Consider the following 17,379-nt stretch of genomic DNA (forward strand, 5'->3'; position numbering starts at 1 on the left):
CGAGGACTTGAGCATGGGATCCACCTCGAACAACAGTGCCGAAGGCGTCGGCCGGCGTGATCTGATCAAGCGGTCCGCCGCGCTCGGCCTGGTCGCGGCCCCGGGTATGGGACTGCTGTCCGCCTGTGCGAGCAGCGGCGGAGGAGGTCAGAAGAAGGACAAGGCGGGGAAGAAGACCGCCAAGAACCCGCTGGGTGTCAACGAGAGCGCCCAGATGGAATTCGTCCTCTTCGACGGCGGCTTCGGCAAGGAGTACGCCCAGGACGCGGTGAAGATCTACCAGAAGGACTTCCCCAAGGCGCAGGTGAAGTTCTCCGCCACCCAGAAGATCCAGTCCACGCTCCAGCCCCGCTTCAACCAGGGCAACCCGCCGGACCTCATCGACAACTCCGGCGCCGAGCAGATGGACATGGGCGTCCTGGTCGGCAAGGACCAGCTGTCCGACCTCACCCCGCTGCTGGACGCGCCGTCGTACGACGACCCGAACAAGAAGGTCCGCGACACGCTGCGCCCCGGCATCGTGGAGATGGGACAGTTCGACGGCAACCCGGTGTGGATCTTCTACTACGCCTACACGGTGTACGGCGTCTGGTACTCGCAGAAGGCCCTGAACTCGCTGGACGCGGAGTACCCGAAGACCTGGGACGAGATGCTCGCGGTCTGCGAGAAGGCCAAGAAGAAGGGCATGGCGGGCTGGACGTACGCGGGCAAGTACCCGTACTACATCCCCTTCTCGCTCTACCCGATGATCGGCAAGGTCGGCGGGCGCGAGGTGCTCGACGCCATCGACAACCTGGAGCCGAACGCCTGGAAGCACCCGGCCGTCAAGGCCTGTTTCGAGGCGTACTACGAGCTCTACAAGAAGGGCTACATCCTCAAGGGCACCCCGGGCCTCGACCACATCCAGTCGCAGACCGCCTGGGCCAAGGGCGAGGCGCTGTTCATCCCGAACGGCTCCTGGGTGGAGAACGAGTCGGCGAACGTCATCCCGAAGGACTTCGACCTCGCCGTCTCCGCGCCCTCCGGCATCGACAGCAGCGACAAGCTGCCGTTCGGCACCATCTGGGCCTCCGGCGGTGAGCCGTTCGTCGTGCCGGCCAAGGCGGCGAACCCCGAGGGCGGCATGGAGCAGCTGCGCATCATGCTCTCCGAGGCGTCGTCCAAGAACTTCACCAGCAAGGTGAAGTCGCTGACGGCCTACAACGGCGGCACCACCGGAATCACGCTCACCCCGGGCCTCAAATCGGGTGTCGCGGCGCTTCAGCTGGCCGGATCCAACGTGGTGAATCCGCGTCTTCAGGACTGGTACGTGCAGCTCCAGAAGGAGAAGATCGGAGTGTCCGGGCTCGGCGAGATGATGGCCGGCCGGCTCACCCCGGCCGAGGCCATCAAGAAGATCCAGGGATTCGCCGACGAAGCGGCCAAGGACACCACCATCAAGCACTACAAGCACCAGTAAACAGCACCCTGACCGCACCGGAGTGGCGATGCAGCACGGCAAGTACCGGTTCATCGTGGGGTTTTTGGCATTGCCCCTGGGACTGTACGCGCTCTTCGTGGTGTGGCCGTTCATCCAGTCCATCTACTATTCGTTCACGGACTGGACCGGCCTGAGCCCCGAATTCAAGATGGTCGGCTTCGACAACTACACGAGGATGGTCCACGACGACATCTTCTGGAAGTCGCTGGAGCACAGTCTGCTGTTCGCCCTGGTGCTGCCACTGGTGACGATCAGTCTGGCGCTGTTCTTCGCCTTCATGATCAATGTGGGCGGACGGCGGAGGAAGGGCGGCCCCGCGATCTCCGGGGTGCGGGGCTCGTCCTTCTACAAAATCGTCTACTTCTTCCCGCAGGTGCTGTCCATCGCGATCGTCGCGCTGCTGTTCGCCTTCGCGTACAACCCGGACAGCGGCGCGATCAACTCGATCCTGCGGGGCGTCGGCCTCGGCAGCGTCCAGCCGCTGTGGCTGGGCGACCCGAGCCTCGCGCTGTGGTGCGTGATGGCCGTGCTCGTCTGGTCCACGGTCGGCTTCTTCGTGGTCCTGTTCTCCGCGGGTATGGCCTCCATCCCCACCGAGCTGTACGAGTCGGCGCTGCTCGACGGCGCCGGCCGGGCCGCCACCTTCTTCCGGATCACCCTGCCGCTGCTGTGGGACACCGTGCAGTCCGGCTGGGTCTACATGGGCATCCTCGCGCTCGGCGCCGAGTCGTTCGCGGTCGTACAGATCATGACGACCGGACCGGGCGGGCCCGACTACTCGACCACGGTGCTGGTCCTGTACGTGTACCAGAAGGCGTTCCGGGACGGTCAGGCCGCCTACGCCACCACGATCGGCGTCGCCCTGCTCGTCGTCACGCTCGCCTTCGCGGCGATCGTGATGCGGCTGGGCCGTCGCGAGCGGCTGGAGTTCTGACAGATGAAGACGACCGAGACCCCCGCACCGCTGCCGGCCGAGTCCGGCGCGACCGTCTCCAAGATCGACGTACCGGTCCCGCGGCCGTCCGGGAAGAAGAGCGAGGGCGGTGTCCTCAACGTCTTCTCCCACGGCGTGCTGATCATCTGGGCGATCATGGTGGTCACGCCGCTGCTGTGGGCGGTGATGACGTCCTTCAAGTCCGACAGCTCCATCTTCTCCTCGCCCTGGTCGCTGCCGGACCACCTGCACTTCGACAACTGGGCGCGGGCCTGGACCGACGCCAACATGAGCGACTACTTCCTCAACACCGTCCTGGTGGTCGGCGGTTCGCTCGTCGGCACCCTGGTCCTCGGCTCCATGGCGGCCTACGTCCTCGCCCGCTTCGACTTCCCGGGCAACCGCTTCATCTACTACCTGTTCGTCGGCGGCATGAGCTTCCCGATCATGCTCGCGCTGGTCCCGCTGTTCTACGTCGTGAACAACATGGGCCTGCTGAACACGATCCACGGGCTGATCCTGGTCTACATCGCGTACTCGCTGCCGTTCACCGTCTTCTTCCTGACGGCGTTCTTCCGCACCCTGCCCACCTCGGTGGCGGAGGCGGCCTTCGTGGACGGTGCTTCGCACACGCGCACGTTCTTCCAGATCATGCTGCCCATGGCCAAGCCGGGCCTGATCAGCGTCGGCATCTTCAACTTCCTGGGCCAGTGGAACCAGTACATGCTGCCCACGGTCCTCAACACCGACCCCGACAAGAAGGTCCTCACCCAGGGGCTGGTCCAGCTGGCGGTCAGCCAGGGCTACAAGGGCGACTGGTCCGGCCTCTTCGCGGGCCTGGTCATGGCCATGCTGCCGGTGCTCGGGGCGTACATCGTCTTCCAGCGCCAGGTGGTCCAGGGCCTGACCGCGGGGGCGCTGAAGTAGTCTCCCGACCCGGACGGGGGTCACCCGTCGCGACCGTCCGTGCGCACGCCGTCCCCGTCCCGGGGGCGGCGTGCGCCGTTGTGTGCGCTGCGTCTCCGAAGCCCCGGATACGGTTCAACCTCTTGACGTGAGTCGCCCCGAACGGCTCAGCTTAGAGTTCACTAGTTGGACATACGCGGGGCCTCGCCGAAGCGGCCTCGCGCTCAGGAGGTCGTCGTGGAGACTCCAGGGTCGCAGTCGTCGCTGCACCGAGCCAACCTGGAGCGGGTCGTCCGGGCCGTACGCCTGGCAGGGTCCCTCACGCAGGCGGAGATCGCGCGGACGACCGGTCTGTCCGCCGCGACCGTCTCCAACATCGTGCGGGAGTTGAAGGACGGCGGAACCGTCGAGGTCACGCCCACATCCGCGGGCGGGCGGCGGGCCCGCAGCGTCAGCCTGAGCGGGGACGCGGGCATTGTGATCGGCGTCGACTTCGGGCACACCCATCTGCGGGTCGCGATCGGCAACCTCGCCCATCAGGTACTGGCCGAGGAGGCCGAGCCGCTGGACGTGGACGCGTCCGCCGCGCAGGGCTTCGACCGGGCGGAGCAGCTGGTCAGCAGGCTGATCGAGGCCACCGGGGTGAACCGGTCCAAGGTGGCCGGGGTGGGCCTCGGCGTGCCGGGCCCCATCGACGTCGAGTCGGGCACCCTGGGCTCGACGTCGATCCTGCCGGGCTGGGGCGGCACCAAGCCCGCCGAGGAGCTGCGCGAGCGGCTCGGGGTGCCCGTGCACGTGGACAACGACGCCAACCTCGGCGCCCTCGGCGAGCTGGTCTGGGGCAGCGGGAAGGGCGTGCGCGACCTCGCGTACATCAAGGTCGCGAGCGGTGTCGGCGCCGGTCTGGTGATCGACGGGAAGATCTATCGCGGTCCGGGCGGCACCGCCGGAGAAATCGGGCATATTACACTCGATGAATCCGGCCCGGTCTGCCGTTGCGGCAACCGTGGCTGCCTGGAGACCTTCGCGGCCGCACGCTATGTGCTCCCGCTGCTCCAGCCCAGTCACGGCCCCGACCTCACGCTCGAGGGCGTCGTACGGCTGGCCAGGGAAGGTGACCCGGGCTGCCGTCGGGTGATCGCCGACGTCGGCCGCCACATCGGCAGTGGAGTGGCCAATCTCTGCAATCTGCTGAACCCGAGCAGGGTGGTCCTCGGCGGTGATCTCGCCGAGGCCGGCGAGCTGGTGCTCGGGCCGATCAGGGAGTCCGTCGGCCGGTACGCCATCCCCAGCGCGGCACGCCAACTGTCGGTTCTGCCCGGGGCACTTGGGGGCCGTGCGGAGGTGCTCGGAGCGCTTGCCCTCGCCCTCAGCGAGATGGGTGATTCGTCGCTTCTGTCAGGTAATGTCGTCGGGGCTCTGTCCGCGGCTACCCCTGCCTTCACTTAGATAACGGATGGCACCGTTGCCATCTCGTTAAGGATTTACTTCTTGACGTCGAACCTGCGGCCGAGTTGACTTCCAGCCACCTCGGCCGCAACGACGCGGCCTCGTCAGGGAGGTTTTCAAGTGAACGCACGTATGCGTCGTGCCGCCGTTGTCGTCGCCGCCGGTGCGATGGCCGTCACGCTGGCCGCCTGTGGCAGTGCCAAGGAGTCGAAGAGCAGCAACTCCTCCTCGTCGTCCTCCGCCAAGAAGGGCGACAACATCAAGGTCGGCCTCCTTCTTCCGGAGAACAAGACCGCGCGTTACGAGAAGTTCGACAAGCCGCTGATCGAGAAGAAGATCAAGGAGCTGACGAACGGCAAGGCGACGCTCGACTACAACAACGCCCACCAGGACGCGAACCTGCAGGCGCAGCAGGTCGACACCATGATCACCAACAAGGTGGACGTCCTGATCGTGGACGCGGTCGACGCCAAGGCCATCCAGAACTCCGTGCAGAAGGCCGTGGACGCCGGCATCAAGGTCGTCGCCTACGACCGCCTCGCCGAGGGCCCGATCAGCGCCTACACCTCGTTCGACAACGAGGAGGTCGGCAAGACCCAGGGCCAGGCCCTGCTGAAGGCGCTGGGCAGCAAGGCCACCACGTCCTCCAAGATCGTGATGGTCAACGGCTCGGTCACCGACCCGAACGCCGCCCAGTTCAAGAAGGGCGCCCTCGAGGTCCTGAACGGCAAGGTCACGATCGCCAAGTCGTACGACACCAAGGAGTGGTCGCCGGACAACGCCAACTCCGAGATGGAGGCGGCGATCTCCGCGGTCGGCAAGGGCAGCATCGCGGGTGTCTACTCCGCCAACGACGGCATGGCCGGCGGTATCATCACCGCCCTCAGTGGCGCCGGCATCAAGGTCCCGGTCACCGGCCAGGACGCCGAGCTCGCCGGTGTGCAGCGCATCGTCGCCGGTACGCAGTACATGAGCGTCTTCAAGTCCTACCCGCAGGAGGCGAACGTCGCCGCGGAGATGGCCGTCGCGCTCGCCCAGGGCAAGTCGCTGGACTCCATCGCCAAGGACAAGGTCTCCAGCACCTCCCAGAAGGATGTCCCGTCCGTCCTCGTCCCGGTCGTCTCGCTGACCCAGGACAACATCAAGGACACGGTCATCAAGGAGGGCTACTACACCGTCTCCGACATCTGCACCGCCGACTACAAGGCGGCCTGCGACAAGCTCGGCCTCAAGTAACCGGCGCCAAGTCCCTTCCCGTACACGGGCGTTCGTCCTTGAATGCCCCGTAGGGAAGCCGACCGGCCGCCCCCAGGACTCCTCCGGCGTCCCGCGATCACACAGCCCCGCAAGCTCGGCGCGGGGCGCCGGACGGAACTCCCCCCAGGGTTTCCCCCAACCCTCCCGCCCAGATTTCTGCACAACCTCCCGCCGGGTCAGGCGGCGAAGGAGATGGTTCACGTGTCCGCTACGCCCGTGCTGGCGTTGCGCGGGGTCTCCAAGCGGTTCGGTGCCGTTCAGGCGCTCACCGACGTAGAGCTTGAGGTCCACGCCGGTGAGGTGGTCGCCCTGGTGGGCGACAACGGCGCCGGAAAGTCCACGCTGGTCAAGACGATCGCCGGCGTGCACCCGATCGACGAGGGTGTCATCGAGTGGGACGGCAAGCCCGTCACCATCACCCGGCCGCACGACGCCCAGGCCCTGGGCATCGCGACGGTCTACCAGGACCTCGCGCTGTGCGACAACATCGACGTCGTCGGCAACCTCTTCCTCGGCCGTGAGCTGAGGAAGTGGGGCGTCCTGGACGAGGTCGAGATGGAGCGCCGCTCCCGCGAGCTGCTCACCACGCTGTCGATCCGCATCCCCAGCGTCCGTATCCCGATCGCCTCGCTCTCCGGCGGTCAGCGCCAGACCGTGGCCATCGCCCGTTCGATGCTCGGCGAGCCCAAGCTGGTCATCCTCGACGAGCCGACCGCCGCCCTCGGCGTGGAGCAGACCGCCCAGGTCCTCGACCTGGTCGAGCGCCTGCGCGAGCGCGGCCACGCCGTCATCCTCATCAGCCACAACATGGCGGACGTGAAGGCGGTGGCCGACAAGGTCGCCGTCCTGCGCCTCGGCCGCAACAACGGCGTCTTCGAGGTCAAGACGACCTCGCAGGAGGAGATCATCTCCGCCATCACCGGCGCCACCGACAACGCCGTGACCCGCCGTGCGGCGCGCACGAACGGGGAGGTTTCCAAGTGAGCATCGACAAGACCTCCGCGAGCGCCGGCGAGACCCCGGCGCAGGACGCGCCCGCCGTGGAGAACCCCGAGGCCGCGGCCGCCGCGGTCACCGCGGTCGACCCGCGCCTGCTGGTCCAGCAGGAGGGCCTGCTCGGCTACTGGCACGAGTTCAAGCGCAAGATGAAGGCCGGTGAGCTGGGCTCCGTCCCGGTCGTCCTGGGCCTCGCGATCATCTGCATCATCTTCCAGGTCCTGAACTCGAACTTCCTGTCCGCGCAGAACATCAACGACATCACGATCACGATGGTCGGCACGGGCATGATCTCGGTCGGCATCGTCTTCGTGCTGCTGCTCGGCGAGATCGACCTGTCCGTCGGCTCCGTCAGCGGCGCGGCCAGCGCCCTCGCCGGTGTCCTCGCGGTCAACCAGGGCTGGCCCGAGTGGACGGCCGTGCTCATCGCCCTCGCCGCGGGCATCGCCATCGGCGCGCTGCACGGCTTCTTCTTCGCCGTGCTCGGCGCTCCCGCCTTCGCCGTCACGCTGGCCGGTCTGCTGTTCTGGCTGGGCTTCATGCTGAAGGTGCTCGGCGCCGACGGCACGATCAACCTCGACCCGAACGGCCTGGTCGGCAAGCTCACCACGTACTACTTCTCGGACGTGGCCGCCGCCTACGGGCTCGCCGTCGTCGTGGTCGCGGTGTTCTTCCTGACCTCGTTCCTGGGCAACCGGCGCAGGGAGGCCGCGGGCGTGCCGTCCCGGCCGCTCAGCGACACGGTCCTGCGCACGGCGCTGCTGGCCGTGGTCGCCTTCGCCGCGGCGTACATGTACAACCAGTACAAGGGCCTGCCGCTGGCCACGGTGATCTTCCTCGCCTTCCTGATCGGCACCGACTTCGTGCTGCGCCGCACGCCGTACGGCCGCAAGATCTTCGCGCTCGGCGGCAGCGTCGAGGCGTCCCGGCGTGCGGGCATCAACGTCACCGCGGTGCGGATCTCCGTCTTCGCCATCTCGGGCGGCTTCGCCGCGATCGGCGGCCTCTTCCTGGCCTCGAAGATCGCGTCGGCGAACCAGAGCGCCGGCACCGGTGACCTGCTGATGAACGCGATCGCCGCGGCCGTCATCGGCGGTACGTCGCTCTTCGGCGGCCGGGGCCGCACCTGGAACGCGCTGCTCGGTGTGCTGGTGATCGTCTCGATCCAGTACGGACTCCAGCTGGAGTCCATCGCGGAGCCGGTGAAGTACATGATCACCGCCGCGGTTCTGCTCACCACCGTCGTGATCGACTCGATCACCCGGAAGACGCAGAAGACCGCGGGTCGCGCGTAACGTCGCGCGCAACAAAGGGTAGGAACAGTTGCCCGGTGCCCGAAAGGTGCCGGGCGCTGTCATGTCCTGCAAAGCCCAAACATTAGACTCGGGCGAGCCCGGAAAGCTCGATCAGCTCAACGCAAGGAGGCACGGGTGCCGCTGCTGACCCGCATCAGGGGACCGCGCGATCTGGACCGGCTCAGCCTGGAGGAGCTGGACCAGCTGGCAGGGGAGATCCGGACCTTCCTCGTCGACGCGGTCTCCAAGACCGGCGGCCACCTCGGCCCCAACCTGGGCGTGGTCGAGCTCACCATCGCCCTCCACCGCGTCTTCGACTCCCCGAAGGACAAGGTGCTCTGGGACACCGGCCACCAGTCCTACGTGCACAAGCTGCTCACCGGCCGGCAGGACTTCTCCCGGCTGAAGAAGAAGGGCGGCCTGTCCGGCTACCCCGCGCAGGCCGAGTCCGAGCACGACGTCATCGAGAACAGCCACGCCTCGACCGTGCTCGGCTGGGCCGACGGCATCGCCAAGGCGAACCAGCTCAAGCAGCGGGACAGCCATGTCGTCGCCGTCATCGGCGACGGCGCCCTCACCGGCGGTATGGCCTGGGAGGCGCTGAACAACATCGCCGACGCCAAGGACCGCCCGCTCGTCATCGTCGTCAACGACAACGAGCGGTCGTACGCCCCCACGATCGGCGGTCTCGCCAACCACCTGGCGACGCTGCGCACGACCGACGGGTACGAGCGTTTCCTGGCCCGCGGCAAGGACCTGCTGGAGCGCACGCCCGTCGTCGGCAGGCCGCTCTACGAGACCCTCCACGGCGCCAAGAAGGGCCTGAAGGACTTCATCGCCCCGCAGGGCATGTTCGAGGACCTCGGCCTGAAGTACGTCGGCCCGATCGACGGCCACGACATCGAGGCGCTGGAGTCGGCGCTGGCCCGCGCCAAGCGGTTCGGCGGCCCGGTGATCGTGCACTGCCTGACCGAGAAGGGCCGCGGCTACCAGCCCGCCCTGGCGGACGAGGCCGACCGCTTCCACGGCATCGGCCCGATCCACCCCGACACCGGCCTGCCGGTCAAGGCCTCGGGCGCCGACTGGACCTCCGTGTTCGGCGACGAGATGGTCGAGCTCGGCAAGGAGCGCGACGACATCGTGGCCATCACGGCGGCCATGCTCCAGCCGGTCGGCCTGAAGAAGTTCGCGGACGCCTTCCCGGACCGCATCTACGACGTCGGCATCGCCGAGCAGCACGGCGCCGTCTCGGCCGCCGGCCTCGCCTACGCCGGTCTGCACCCGGTCTTCGCCGTCTACGCCACCTTCCTCAACCGCGCCTTCGACCAGGTCCTGATGGACGTGGCCCTGCACAAGTGCGGCGTGACCTTCGTGCTGGACCGGGCCGGCGTCACGGGCACGGACGGTGCCTCGCACAACGGCATGTGGGACATGTCGATCCTCCAGGTCGTGCCGGGGCTGCGGCTGGCCGCGCCGCGCGACGCCGAGCAGGTGCGGGCCCAGCTCCGCGAGGCCGTCGCCGTCGACGACGCGCCGACCGTGGTGCGCTTCTCCAAGGGCGCCGTCGGCCCCGCCGTACCGGCCGTGGGCCGCGTCGGCGCCATGGACGTGCTGCGCGAGCCCGGCACCGACCGGCCGGACGTGCTGCTGGTCTCGGTCGGCGCCCTCGCCCCGATGTGCCTGGAGATCGCCGGCCTGCTCGACAAGCAGGGCATCTCCACCACCGTCGTCGACCCGCGCTGGGTCAAGCCCGTCGACGAGGCCCTGGCCCCGCTGGCCGAGCGCCACCGGGTCGTCGTGACCGTCGAGGACAACAGCCGCGTCGGCGGTGTCGGCTCCGCGGTCGCCCAGGCCCTGCGCGACGCGGGCGTGGACGTGCCGCTGCGCGACTTCGGCATCCCGCCGCGCTTCCTGGACCACGCCTCCCGCAGCGAGGTGCTCACCGAGATCGGCCTGACCGCCCCGGACATCGCCCGCCAGGTCACCGGGCTGGTCGCCAGGCTCGACGGCCGGTTCGACCGCACGGCCGCCGAGGTGGACTCGGTGGAGCCCGCGCGCGACTGACCGAACGCGCCCCCCGCGGGCCGGTTCCGCCCCCCTTTGCGGTGGCGGAACCGGCCCGCTTGCGTGAACCTGCCCCTACCGGGGCATACGCTCCCCGACCCTCCCGATCATGCCGGGCCGTGTCCGGCCGATGTCGGGACACCCACAAGCGTGGGAGGTAGGCACGTGAGCAGCGCGCTGTTCAGGACGAAGAACGTCGAGCAGTCCATCCAGGACACCGAGGAACCGGAGCACTCGCTCAAGAAGTCCCTCTCCGCGCTCGACCTGACCGTCTTCGGCGTCGGTGTCATCATCGGCACCGGCATTTTCGTTCTCACTGGTCAGGTCGCCAAGAACAACGCCGGCCCGGCGGTGTCCCTGGCCTTCGTGGTGGCCGGCGTGGTCTGCGGGCTCGCCGCGCTGTGCTACGCCGAGTTCGCGTCCACCGTCCCCGTGGCCGGTTCGGCGTACACCTTCAGCTACGCCTCGCTGGGCGAGCTGCCCGCCTGGATCATCGGCTGGGACCTGGTCCTGGAGTTCGCGCTCGGCACGGCGGTGGTGGCCGTCGGCTGGTCCGGCTACATCCGCTCGCTGCTCGACAACGCGGGCTGGCACCTGCCGGACTACCTGTCCGGCCGGGACAACGCCACCGGCTTCGGTTTCGACATCCTCGCCGCCGCCCTGGTGCTCGTGCTCACCGGCATCCTCGTCCTCGGCATGAAGTTGTCCGCCCGGATCACCTCGCTCGTCGTCGCGATCAAGGTGATCGTCGTCCTCATCGTGATCGTCGCCGGCGCCTTCTTCATCAAGGGCGGGAACTACAAGCCGTTCATCCCGCCGTCCCAGCCGGTGCCGGCGGGCGGCAATCTCAAGGCCCCGCTGATCCAGCTGATGGTCGGCTGGGCACCGGCCAACTTCGGTGTGATGGGCATCTTCACCGCCGCCTCCGTCGTCTTCTTCGCCTTCATCGGCTTCGACATCGTGGCGACGGCCGCCGAGGAGACCCGCAACCCGCAGCGCGACATGCCCCGCGGCATCCTCGGCTCGCTGTTCATCTGCACCGTGCTGTACGTGGCCGTGTCCATCGTCGTCACCGGCATGGAGAAGTACTCCAAGCTGTCCGTGGAGGCCCCGCTCGCCGACGCCTTCAAGGCCATCGGGCACCCCTGGTACGCGGGCGTGATCAGTTTCGGCGCGGCCGTCGGTCTGACCACGGTCTGCATGATCCTGCTCCTCGGCCAGACGCGCGTCTTCTTCGCGATGAGCCGCGACGGGCTGCTGCCGCGCTTCTTCTCGCACGTCCACCCGCGCTTTCGGACCCCGCACCGGCCGACCGTCCTGCTCGGCGTGATCATCGCGATCGTCGCCGGCTTCACCAGCCTGGCCGAGCTGGCCGAGCTGGTGAACATCGGCACGCTCTTCGCGTTCGTCGTCGTCGCGATCAGCGTGGTGATCCTGCGCCGCACCCGCCCCGACCTGCCCCGTGCCTTCCGCACCCCGTGGGTCCCGCTCGTCCCGGTCCTGTCGGTGTGCGCCTCGCTGTGGCTGATGCTCAACCTGCCCGCCGAGACCTGGCTGCGGTTCGCCGTCTGGATGGTGATCGGCTTCGTCGTCTACTTCTTCTACGGCCGCACCCACAGCCGGCTGGCCCTGCGGGAGCAGACCCCGGCCGGGGACGCCCAGGGACCGCCCGCCGGGAACACTCCCTAGGGCCCCGCTCGGGGACCGTGCGCCTCAGCCGCGCACCGCGCGCGGGCCGGTGACCTCGGCGCCCAGACCGGTCACCCTGCGGCGCAGCTCGCGGTCGGCCGTCACGACCAGGCAGGGGCGGTCGCCGGCGGCCGCGGTGAGTTCCACGATCCGGTCGTCGCCGCTGCCGGGCGCCTCGTCGACGTGTACCCCGGGCACGGAGGCCACACCCCGGGCCGCGCCCTCGACCACGAGGACCAGCTCCACGGGCCCGGACAGACCGGCCACGCCGGAGCGCGCGTACGGCACCAGCCGGTCGCGCAGGCGGGCGGCGGCCGCGCGGCGGTCGCGCCACCAGCCGTCGGGCACGGAGCCGACGACGTTCGCGCCGTCGATGATGAGCAGCGGCACAGGAGGAGGTGCGCTCTCCGCGTCGGGCGCGCCGGTGGTGTCCGTCATACCGGTAAGGGTCTCAGCCGGTGACCAGGGCGGCGGGAGCGCCCCGAAGACCACCGCATAGGGTGAAGCGGTGAACGGCGACTGGTTCCTGCGCGGCCGAGACGGCCGGCTCAGTGTCTACCTGATCTCCGGTGACGCCGTGGTGTGGCGGGCCGAGCGCGTCCCCGGCGGCTCGTGGACCGCGCCTCAGCGGCTGGGCGGCGATCTGCCGCTGCACCCCTCGGCCGGGATCGGCCAGGGCCACGACGGCTATGCCCACCTGGTGGCCTGGCGGCCCACGGCGGAGGGCGAGTCGGGCCTGGTGCACTCCACGCACTTCCGCCCGCTGCTCGCGGCCCTGGACTGGAACCCGGTCGGCCACCCGAAGAAGAAGGGCGACCGGACGGGCACCCCGGCCGTCACCGTGGACGCCGAGGGCCGCGCCCATGTGTTCGTCCGCAACAACGGCGCCGGAGTGCACCACCTCGCCCAGAAGGAGAAGGGCGGCTGGGAGCCCTGGCTCGACCTGCGGGGCAGCAAGGTCCAGGACGGACTGGCGGCGGTGACCGGGGAGTCCGGCCTGGTCGAGGTGTACGCGGCCGTCCCCGACGGCATGCTGCGCTGGAGCCAGCAGGAGCCGGGCGCCCGGCCGGTCATGCAGGAGCGTCTGAAGGCCCCGGTCCGCCCCGGCACCCTGCGCGCCCTCGCGACCTCGTCCGGGAGCACGACGGTGTTCTTCACGGACACCTCGGGGGACCTGTGCGCCTGGCGCCCCGGCGGCGAGCCGGTGGTCCTCATGCCCGCGGCGGGCCCCGGCCCCGTCGCGGCGATCCGCTGCGCACTCGACGGCCACGACTGCACCCTGCTCGCGCAGCGCTCGGCGAGCGGCCGGGTGGCCTTCGCCGCCTATCCCACGGAGCTCGAGTCGGCGGGCGCCTGGTGGACGGAGTCGGGCCCGCGCCTGCCCGTCGACGCCCTGGTGGGCCTGGCCGAGGACGCGGACGGCCGGGTGGTGGCGGCGACGCTGTCCCCGTCGACCGGGCAGCTCCTGCTGTCCCGGCGCAAGGACGAGCCGGGGCTGGCGCTCACGGCGTGGCAGCAGGTCTGAGCATGCGAAAGGGCCCCCGCCGCCGCGGGGGCCCCGCACACCGCGTCCGGTGTTACGCCGGGACCGACGCCACGCCCGGGGCGAGGAACTTCCTGCCGGTCACGCGCTCCGAGACACCCTCACGGTCCAGGTACGGCGTGATGCCGCCCAGGTGGAAGGGCCAGCCGGCGCCCGTGATCAGGCACAGGTCGATGTCCTGCGCCTCGGCGACGACGCCCTCGTCGAGCATGAGCCCGATCTCCTGCGCGACCGCGTCGAGCACCCGCTCGCGGACCTGCTCCTCGGTCAGCACGCTGTCGCCCTGCTTGAGCAGCGCGGCGACCTCCGGGTCCAGCTCCGGCTTGCCGCTGTCGTAGACGTAGAAGCCGCGCTTGCCCGCCTCGACGACCGCCTTGAGGTTCGGGGAGACCGTGAAGCGCTCCGGGAACGCGCCGTGCAGCGTCTCGGAGACGTGCAGGCCGATCGCCGGGCCGACCAGCTCCAGGAGCACCAGCGGGGACATGGGCAGACCGAGCGGCTCGACGGCCTTCTCGGCGACCTCGACCGGGGTGCCCTCGTCGATGACGTTCTGGATCTCGCCCATGAAGCGGGTCAGGATGCGGTTCACGACGAACGCCGGGGCGTCCTTGACCAGGACCGCGGTCTTCTTCAGCTTCTTGGCGACGGCGAACGCGGTCGCGAGCGAGGCGTCGTCCGTCTTCTCGCCGCGGACGATCTCGAGCAGCGGGAGGACGGCGACCGGGTTGAAGAAGTGGAAGCCGACGACCCGCTCGGGGTGCTTCAGCTTCGACGCCATCTCCGACACCGACAGCGAGGAGGTGTTGGTCGCGAGGATCGCGTGCGCCGGCGCGACGGCCTCGACCTCCGCGAACACCTGCTGCTTGACGCCGATCTCCTCGAACACGGCCTCGATGACGAAGTCCGCGTCGGAGAAGCCCTCGGCCTTGTCCAGGACACCGCTGACCAGCGCCTTGAGGCGGTTGGCCTTGTCCTGGTTGATCCGGCCCTTGCCGAGCAGCTTGTCGATCTCGGCGTGGACGTAGCCCACACCCTTGTCGACGCGCTCCTGGTCGATGTCGGTCAGTACGACCGGCACCTCGAGGCGGCGCAGGAACAGCAGCGCGAGCTGGCTGGCCATCAGACCGGCGCCGACGACACCGACCTTGGTGACCGGGCGCGCCAGGTTCTTGTCCGGGGCGCCGGCGGGACGCTTGCCGCGCTTCTGGACGAGGTTGAACGCGTAGAGGCCCGCGCGCAGTTCGCCGCCCATGATCAGGTCGGCGAGCGCCTGGTCCTCGGCGTCGAAGCCCTGCTGCAGGTCACCGTTCCTGGCGGCCTCGATGATGTCGAGGGCGCGGTAGGCGGCCGGGGCCGCGCCGTGCACCTTGGAGTCCGCGATGAAGCGGCCCCGGGCGACGGCCTGGTCCCAGGCCTCGCCGCGGTCGATCACCGGGCGCTCGACGGTGACGTCGCCCTTGAGGACCTGGGCGGTCCACAGCAGCGACTGCTCCAGGAAGTCGGCGCCCTCGAAGAGCGCGTCGGCGATGCCGAGGTCGAAGACCTGCTGGCCCTTGAGCTGCTTGTTCTGGTTGAGGCTGTTCTCGATGATGACCGAGACGGCCTTGTCGGCGCCGATCAGGTTCGGCAGCAGGGCGCAGCCGCCCCAGCCGGGGACCAGACCGAGGAAGACCTCGGGCAGCGAGAACGCCGGGATCGCCTTGGAGACGGTCCGGTAGGAGCAGTGCAGACCGACCTCGACGCCGCCGCCCATCGCGGCACCGTTGTAGTACGCGAAGGTCGGCACGGCCAGCTTGGCCAGGCGCTTGAAGACCTCGTGGCCGCCCTTGCCGATGGCGAGGGCGTGCTCGTGCTCCTTGAGGATCTCCACACCCTTGAGGTCGGCGCCGACCGCGAAGATGAACGGCTTGCCGGTGATGCCGGCGCCGACGATCCCGCCGTCCGCGGCCTCCTTCTCGACCTGGTCGATCGCGGTGTTGAGGTTCGCGAGCGAGGCGGGGCCGAAGGTGGTCGGCTTGGTGTGGTCCAGGCCGTTGTCCAGCGTGATCAGTGCGAAGCGGCCCGCGCCGAAGGGCAGGTCGAGGTGGCGTACGTGCGCGGACGTGACGACCTCGTCGGGGAACTGCGCGGAGGCCTGCTGCAGAAGCTCGGCGGTGGTGCTCACTTGTCCCCCTCGAAGTGCGGGTTCTCCCAGATGACCGTCGCGCCCATGCCGAAGCCGACGCACATGGTGGTCAGGCCGTAGCGGACGTGCGGCTGCTCCTCGAACTGGCGGGCCAGCTGCGTCATCAGACGGACGCCGGAGGAGGCCAGCGGGTGGCCGAAGGCGATGGCGCCGCCGTACTGGTTGACGCGCGCGTCGTCGTCGGCGATGCCGTAGTGCTCCAGGAAGGCGAGGACCTGGACGGCGAAGGCCTCGTTGATCTCGAAGAGGTTGATGTCCTCGATCGACAGACCGGCCTTGGCGAGGGCCTTCTCCGTGGCCGGGATCGGGCCGTAGCCCATGACCTCCGGCTCGACGCCCGCGAAGGCGTACGAGACGAGGCGCATCTTCACCGGCAGGTCGTTCTCGCGGGCGAAGTCCTCGGAGGCGATGATCGAGGCGGTCGCGCCGTCGTTGAGACCGGCGGCGTTACCGGCGGTGACGCGGCCGTGCACGCGGAACGGTGTCTTCAGACCGGACAGGCTCTCCAGCGTCGTACCCGGACGCATCGGCTCGTCGGCGGTGACCAGACCCCAGCCGGTCTCGCCGGCCTCCGGGTTGGTGCGGCGCACCGAGATCGGCACCAGGTCCTGCTGGATCTTGCCGTCGGCGTACGCCTTGGCGGCCTTCTCCTGCGAGCGCACCGCGTACTCGTCCGCGCGCTGCTTGGTGATCGTCGGGTACCGGTCGTGCAGGTTCTCGGCGGTCATGCCCATGAACAGGGCGGACTCGTCGACGAGCTTCTCGCTCACGAACCGCGGGTTCGGGTCCACGCCCTCGCCCATCGGGTGGCGGCCCATGTGCTCCACGCCACCGGCGATGACGGCGTCGTAGGCGCCGAAGGCGATCGATCCGGCGGTGGTGGTGACGGCGGTCAGGGCGCCGGCGCACATGCGGTCGATCGAGTAGCCCGGCACGGACTGCGGCAGGCCCGCGAGGATGCCGGCGGTACGGCCGAGGGTCAGACCCTGGTCACCGATCTGGGTGGTCGCGGCGATGGCGACCTCGTCGATCTTCTTCGGGTCCAGACCGGGGTTGCGGCGCAGCAGCTCCCGGATCGCCTTCACGACAAGGTCGTCGGCGCGGGTCTCGTGGTAGATGCCCTTCGGGCCCGCCTTGCCGAACGGGGTGCGGACGCCGTCGACGAAGACGACGTCCCTGACGGTACGAGGCACGATGGCTCTCCTCCAGAATGGGACGCTGAGCGCTTGCTTACGACCATGCTACTTGTGAGTAATGTAGCTGCCCAGCCCCCCGGGCCGGAGCGGCGAACGTCACATGCCCGCAGGCGCCGCAGGCCCCTCGGCGCCGGCCGGGCTCCTGAGTCGTGGTGCAAGGGGCGGCGCATCGGCGGCTCGATCCTGGTGGACCTGTGCGCGCGCCCCCGGCCGCCGTGACCGTCCCTGTCCCGGCGGCCGTCTCGGCATCGAACTCCGGTTCCGGACAGGGGACTTCGCGGCCCCGGCGGCTGCCGGCCGAACTCCGGCACCGGCCGACCCGCGCCCACGCGGTCCGGCGACCAGGATCTTGGCGTGATCTCGACGTCCCTGTTCCGCTTCCGCG

The 17,379-nt window shown here is 69.3% G+C and carries 13 protein-coding genes; 10 read left to right on the plus strand and 3 right to left on the minus strand.

The genetic code is table 11. The features are described 5' to 3' along the window. The first annotated feature begins 13 nt into the window (after positions 1-13). The 9 genes from ngcE (at position 14) to BIV23_RS09175 (ending at position 12,070) form a co-directional block, all read left to right on the plus strand. Positions 14-1,459, plus strand: a complete 1,446-nt coding sequence (gene ngcE / locus BIV23_RS09135) for an N-acetylglucosamine/diacetylchitobiose ABC transporter substrate-binding protein (protein WP_071380270.1) — start codon at positions 14-16, stop codon at positions 1,457-1,459. Positions 1,460-1,487: 28 nt separating this feature from the next. Continuing rightward, positions 1,488-2,414, plus strand: coding sequence for a carbohydrate ABC transporter permease (locus BIV23_RS09140; protein WP_071380271.1), 927 nt, complete (start codon positions 1,488-1,490; stop codon positions 2,412-2,414). Between the two features lie 3 nt (positions 2,415-2,417). Beyond that, complete coding sequence (locus BIV23_RS09145) at positions 2,418-3,341, plus strand: carbohydrate ABC transporter permease (protein WP_071380272.1); 924 nt, start codon at positions 2,418-2,420, stop codon at positions 3,339-3,341. A 216-nt stretch (positions 3,342-3,557) separates the two neighbouring features. Continuing rightward, a complete protein-coding gene (locus tag BIV23_RS09150) occupies positions 3,558-4,769 on the plus strand; it encodes an ROK family transcriptional regulator (protein ID WP_071380273.1) in 1,212 nt (403 codons plus the stop codon). A gap of 132 nt (positions 4,770-4,901) precedes the next feature. After that, the gene (locus BIV23_RS09155) at positions 4,902-6,005 is read left to right on the plus strand and encodes a substrate-binding domain-containing protein (protein WP_071380274.1); all 1,104 of its coding nucleotides are present in this window, start codon (positions 4,902-4,904) and stop codon (positions 6,003-6,005) included. 213 nt (positions 6,006-6,218) lie between these two features. After that, a complete protein-coding gene (locus tag BIV23_RS09160) occupies positions 6,219-7,010 on the plus strand; it encodes an ATP-binding cassette domain-containing protein (protein WP_071380275.1) in 792 nt (263 codons plus the stop codon). Then, positions 7,007-8,317, plus strand: a complete 1,311-nt coding sequence (locus BIV23_RS09165) for a sugar ABC transporter permease (RefSeq protein ID WP_071380276.1) — start codon at positions 7,007-7,009, stop codon at positions 8,315-8,317. The genes BIV23_RS09160 and BIV23_RS09165 overlap by 4 nt, the downstream gene beginning before the upstream one ends. Positions 8,318-8,452: 135 nt before the next feature. Next, positions 8,453-10,381, plus strand: a complete 1,929-nt coding sequence (gene dxs / locus BIV23_RS09170; RefSeq protein ID WP_071380277.1) for a 1-deoxy-D-xylulose-5-phosphate synthase — start codon at positions 8,453-8,455, stop codon at positions 10,379-10,381. 165 nt (positions 10,382-10,546) lie between these two features. Continuing rightward, positions 10,547-12,070, plus strand: a complete 1,524-nt coding sequence (locus BIV23_RS09175) for an amino acid permease (protein ID WP_071380278.1) — start codon at positions 10,547-10,549, stop codon at positions 12,068-12,070. 24 nt (positions 12,071-12,094) lie between these two features. Here the strand turns inward: BIV23_RS09175 and BIV23_RS09180 are convergent, their stop codons facing one another. After that, positions 12,095-12,508, minus strand: coding sequence for a PIN domain-containing protein (locus tag BIV23_RS09180; protein ID WP_071380279.1), 414 nt, complete (start codon positions 12,506-12,508; stop codon positions 12,095-12,097). Between the two features lie 70 nt (positions 12,509-12,578). On the opposite strand from BIV23_RS09180, the gene BIV23_RS09185 reads away from it, so the two are divergent. Then, complete coding sequence (locus BIV23_RS09185) at positions 12,579-13,595, plus strand: DUF8189 domain-containing protein (RefSeq protein ID WP_071380280.1); 1,017 nt, start codon at positions 12,579-12,581, stop codon at positions 13,593-13,595. Positions 13,596-13,647: 52 nt separating this feature from the next. Here the strand turns inward: BIV23_RS09185 and BIV23_RS09190 are convergent, their stop codons facing one another. Together BIV23_RS09190 and BIV23_RS09195 are read right to left on the minus strand one after the other, a co-directional pair. After that, the gene (locus tag BIV23_RS09190; protein WP_071380281.1) at positions 13,648-15,777 is read right to left on the minus strand and encodes a 3-hydroxyacyl-CoA dehydrogenase NAD-binding domain-containing protein; all 2,130 of its coding nucleotides are present in this window, start codon (positions 15,775-15,777) and stop codon (positions 13,648-13,650) included. Beyond that, complete coding sequence (locus BIV23_RS09195) at positions 15,774-16,991, minus strand: thiolase family protein (protein WP_071380282.1); 1,218 nt, start codon at positions 16,989-16,991, stop codon at positions 15,774-15,776. The genes BIV23_RS09190 and BIV23_RS09195 overlap by 4 nt, the downstream gene beginning before the upstream one ends. Positions 16,992-17,379 lie beyond the last annotated feature (388 nt).

It is taken from the genome of Streptomyces monashensis (genome assembly GCF_001866665.1).
Taxonomy (GTDB): Bacteria; Actinomycetota; Actinomycetes; order Streptomycetales; family Streptomycetaceae; genus Streptomyces; species Streptomyces monashensis.

Excerpts from the sequence above, each read along its gene's own strand:
- ngcE (WP_071380270.1), top strand. The coding sequence starts at position 14 with ATGGGATCCACCTCGAACAACAGTGCCGAAGGCGTCGGCCGGCGTGAT.
- BIV23_RS09140 (WP_071380271.1), top strand. The coding sequence starts at position 1,488 with ATGCAGCACGGCAAGTACCGGTTCATCGTGGGGTTTTTGGCATTGCCC.
- BIV23_RS09145 (WP_071380272.1), top strand. The coding sequence starts at position 2,418 with ATGAAGACGACCGAGACCCCCGCACCGCTGCCGGCCGAGTCCGGCGCG.
- BIV23_RS09155 (WP_071380274.1), top strand. The coding sequence starts at position 4,902 with ATGCGTCGTGCCGCCGTTGTCGTCGCCGCCGGTGCGATGGCCGTCACG.
- BIV23_RS09160 (WP_071380275.1), top strand. The coding sequence starts at position 6,219 with ATGGTTCACGTGTCCGCTACGCCCGTGCTGGCGTTGCGCGGGGTCTCC.
- BIV23_RS09180 (WP_071380279.1), bottom strand. The coding sequence starts at position 12,508 with ATGACGGACACCACCGGCGCGCCCGACGCGGAGAGCGCACCTCCTCCT.